Origin of the sequence: Actinomadura sp. NPDC048032, from assembly GCF_040653175.1 — a bacterium.
GTDB classification, from domain to species: Bacteria; Actinomycetota; Actinomycetes; order Streptosporangiales; family Streptosporangiaceae; genus Spirillospora; species Spirillospora verrucosospora.
Map to the genome: position 1 here is coordinate 1 of NZ_JBEZJP010000627.1, position 3,369 is coordinate 3,369.

General features: G+C 74.1%; 5 protein-coding genes and 1 rRNA gene. 3 read left to right on the forward strand and 3 right to left on the reverse strand.

What is annotated here, in order from left to right; genetic code table 11:
* Window positions 1–32: 32 nt before the first annotated feature.
* Window positions 33–665, reverse strand: a complete 633-nt coding sequence (locus AB0C69_RS40235) for a TIGR03086 family metal-binding protein (protein ID WP_360361674.1) — start codon at window positions 663–665, stop codon at window positions 33–35.
* Between the two features lie 97 nt (window positions 666–762).
* Here AB0C69_RS40235 and AB0C69_RS40240 point away from each other — a divergent pair, with 97 nt between their 5' ends.
* From AB0C69_RS40240 to AB0C69_RS40250, 3 genes are read left to right on the forward strand one after another with little or no spacing between them, the layout of a single operon-like run.
* On the forward strand, window positions 763–1,353 hold the full coding sequence (locus AB0C69_RS40240) for a DUF6597 domain-containing transcriptional factor (RefSeq protein ID WP_360361677.1): 591 nt from the start codon (window positions 763–765) through the stop codon (window positions 1,351–1,353).
* Complete coding sequence (locus AB0C69_RS40245; RefSeq protein ID WP_360361680.1) at window positions 1,317–1,607, forward strand: helix-turn-helix domain-containing protein; 291 nt, start codon at window positions 1,317–1,319, stop codon at window positions 1,605–1,607. Before AB0C69_RS40240 ends, AB0C69_RS40245 begins: the two co-directional genes overlap by 37 nt.
* Window positions 1,604–2,242 (forward strand): CoA pyrophosphatase, encoded by a 639-nt coding sequence (locus tag AB0C69_RS40250; RefSeq protein WP_360361683.1) that lies wholly within the window; start codon window positions 1,604–1,606, stop codon window positions 2,240–2,242. Before AB0C69_RS40245 ends, AB0C69_RS40250 begins: the two co-directional genes overlap by 4 nt.
* A 3-nt stretch (window positions 2,243–2,245) precedes the next feature.
* Here the strand turns inward: AB0C69_RS40250 and AB0C69_RS40255 are convergent, their stop codons facing one another.
* Window positions 2,246–3,007, reverse strand: a complete 762-nt coding sequence (locus AB0C69_RS40255) for an SDR family oxidoreductase (protein ID WP_360361686.1) — start codon at window positions 3,005–3,007, stop codon at window positions 2,246–2,248.
* 182 nt (window positions 3,008–3,189) lie between these two features.
* A 23S ribosomal RNA gene (locus AB0C69_RS40260) occupies window positions 3,190–3,369 on the reverse strand; the annotation flags it as partial.

Below are 3,369 nucleotides of genomic sequence, written 5' to 3' on the forward strand. Positions count from 1 at the left end.
CTTGGAATGATCGTTCCAAGATTGGCATGCGGCTACGGCGGCGCGCAAGGGGGACGGTGTGAAGCTGAGCGGGCGAGCCGGTCAGGCGAGGGCTTCCAGTACGGGTCGCGGCCGGACAGCCCGAGGAGGCGGTCGAGCAGCGGCGCGTCGTCCGGCACGGCGACCTCGGGACCGAGCGCGCCGTACTGGCGGCTGATCTCGGCCGTGGAGGCGACCTGCTGCCAGGCGGCCTGGAGCACCGGCTCCGGGAAGGCGGGCTGGCGGCCGGCGGCGACGGCGAGGTCCCAGCCGTGCAGGACGCACTCGCCGAAGACGATCCCGGCGATGAACCCGGCGGGCATGCCCTCCTTGTTGCCGGTGAGGCTGGTGTTCCCCTCCCAGGCGGCCGGGTCCTGCCATGCCTCGGCGGTCCGGCGGGCCTGCTCCGCGAAGCGCTCGGCCCAGCCGGGCTCGGCGGTGAAGTCGTGGTCCTCCCCCGGTCCGGCGGGCGGCTCCTTGCGCGCGGCGGTCTCGCCCCGCGCGCTCCAGAAGATCAGATGGTTGAGAAGGGCCCGCACGTCCCAGTCCGGGCAGGGCGTGGGCGCGTCCATCCTCTCTTCGGGGACCTCCAGGACGATCCGCGCCGCGGCCTCCGCGGCGGGCGTCATCTGGCTCCGGATATCCATGGTCTCTTCCTCGCTCGTCCGTTCGAACACACCTGCACGTTAGGACGAGTCGGCGGCGCCGGTCTTGAACAAACGCGACACCGATTAGCCTGGGCCGGTGGAAGGACCCCTACCCGGCGGGACGCGGGGCATCCTGCACGCGCGGACGGGGCTGGAGCGGTTCCGGATCGAGCGGCTCGAACCGCCCGCCGCGCTCGCGCCGTTCGTCGCGAACTTCTGGGTGCTGCGCTGGGACCTTCGGGGACGCCCGCCGCACCGCCAGCGGATCCTCACGCGCCCGTCGGTCCACGTCACGTTCACCAGCTACCTGACCGCCGGGACGACGCGGGCGCGGATCGCGGGCGTCGTGCGGGACGACTTCGTCGAGGAGATCCAGGGCGAGGGGCGCGTGGTGGGGGCCGCCTTCCGGCCCGGCGGGTTCAGGCCGTTCATGGACGCGCCGGTGTCCACGTTGACCGGCCGGTTCCCGGGGGTGGACGAGGTCTTCGGCGAGGAGGGCCTGAACCTCGCCGGGGAGGTGTTCGCGACCGCCGACGCGCACGCGGCGGTCTGGTGCTGGCGGCGTTCCTGTCCGCCCGTGCGCCCGAGCCCGACCCGTCCGCCGCCAAGGCCGCCGCGGTCGTCGAGCGGATCGCGTCGCGGCCGGGCCTGGTGCGGGTCGGCGAGCTGGCCGAGGAGGTCGGGCTGAGCCCGCGCAGCCTGCAGCGCCTGTTCCACGAGTACGTGGGCGCCGGCCCGAAGTGGGTGATCCGGCGGTTCCGGATGCAGGAGGCCGCCGAGCGGGCCGCGTCCGGAGCGGGGGTCGACTGGGCGGAGCTGGCGGCCGAACTCGGCTACGCCGACCAGGCGCATTTCACCCGCGACTTCACGGCCGCCGTGGGTACCTCGCCCGGCCGGTACGCGCGGGAGGCGGGCGCGGGGCCTGGCAGGATCGACGCATGAGCGTCCCCTTTCCCGGCCCCTTCGACGACCTCGCCGCGTTCCGGACGCTCGCCGCCGGACGGCTCGGCTCGTTCGAGCACACCGCCGTCCCCGACGCGCCCGGCCTGCGCCGCGCCGGGGTGGTGCTGTGCGCTGTCGAGCACGACGGCGTCCCGTCGGTGATCCTCATCAAGCGCGCCCTTCGGGGCCGGAACGCGGGCCAGTGGGGGCTGCCGGGCGGCCGTCTCGAGGACGGCGAGACCCCCGAGCAGGCGGCGCTGCGCGAACTGCACGAGGAGATCGGCCTGACCGCCGGCCCCGCCGACGTCCTCGGCAGGCTCGACGACTTCCCCGCCGCCTCGGGCTTCGCGATCACACCGGTCGTGGTGGCGCTGGACGACCCGGGCCCGCTCGCGCCGAGCCCGGACGAGGTCCACTCCGTCCACCACACGACCCTGCGCAGACTCGCCGACGACGCCACCCCGGTCTGGGTCCCGCAGCCGGGCGGCGGGCGTCTGCTGCAGATGTGGCTGGGCCCCGGGTGGCGCGTCCACGCCCCCACCGGCGCGATGCTGTGGCAGTTCCGCGAGGTGGTGCTGCTCGGCCGGCCGGCCCGGGTCGCCGACTTCGCCCAGCCCGACTGGACGCGCCACTGAGCGTCAGAACGTCCCGCCGTCCACGACGACGCGCTGCCCGGTCACGTAGGACGCGGCGTCCGAGACGAGGAACCGGACCACGCCGGCGACCTCTTCGGGCGTGCACACGTGACCGTAGGGGGACGCGGCGTCCTGCTGCCGGATGTCCTCGATGCCGGCCGTTGCCCTGACCAGACGGCTGCCCATCTCGGTGTCCACCAGGCCGGGCGCGACGACGTTGACGTGCATGCCGTTGCCGCGCTCCTCCTTCGCGACCACCCGGGCGAGCGCCTCCATCGCCGCCTTGCCCATCGCGTAGGGGCCGCCGAACGGCGGCATCAGGTCCGTGGCGACGCTCGAGACGAAGACCATGTCGCTGCGCTCGGCGCGCCTCATCAGCGGGATCAGCGCCTGGCTGAGGTGGTGCGGGCCGAACGCGTGCACGCGCATGACCCGCTCCAGCTCGGCGGGGTCGGTGTCGGCGACGCTGTTGCCGCGGCTGGCGATCCCGGCGCTGTGCACGAGGATGTCCAGCTCGCCCAGCTCCGCCTCCACCCGCGCGGCCAGGGAACGGCACTGGTCGAGGTCGTCGACCGAGGCGCGGAACGCGCGGCCCCAGGCCCCGGCGGCCTCGATGTCGGCGACCGTCTTGCGCGCGGCCTCGTCGTCGCGCCGGTAGGCGACGGCGACCCTGGCGCCGTCCGCGGCCAGCGCCAGGGCGATGGCCCGGCCGATTCCCCGGCTTCCTCCGGTGACCAGGGCCGTGCGGCCGTCGAGAGAACTCACGCGACACTCCTTCGTCGGGTTGCTTGCGGCGCTCCCATCCTGCACGGCCGCGCGCCCGCGCCGTAAGCGGCCCCTGACATGAGCTAGTCCGCGACCGCCGCCTCGATGACGTGGTACGCGGTCTCACGCAGCGGCCCGGTCAGCGAGACGGCCGTGAGCCCCGCGCCGTCCAGCAGCTCCCGGAACTCGGCCTCGGTGCGTTCCCGCCCGCCGGTCGCCACGAGCATGTTGAGGTCGTTGCGGACGATGCCCGCCGCTTCCGGCGCGACCATCTCCGGCATGACCTGCTCCAGCCCCAGGATGCGACGAGCCGACATCGAGGTGCCAAACCATCCCGTCGATATGGACTCTTGGGGAAGATC

Coding starts and splice junctions, on each gene's coding strand:
- AB0C69_RS40235 (WP_360361674.1), bottom strand. CDS start 665: ATGGATATCCGGAGCCAGATGACGCCCGCCGCGGAGGCCGCGGCGCGG.
- AB0C69_RS40250 (WP_360361683.1), top strand. CDS start 1,604: ATGAGCGTCCCCTTTCCCGGCCCCTTCGACGACCTCGCCGCGTTCCGG.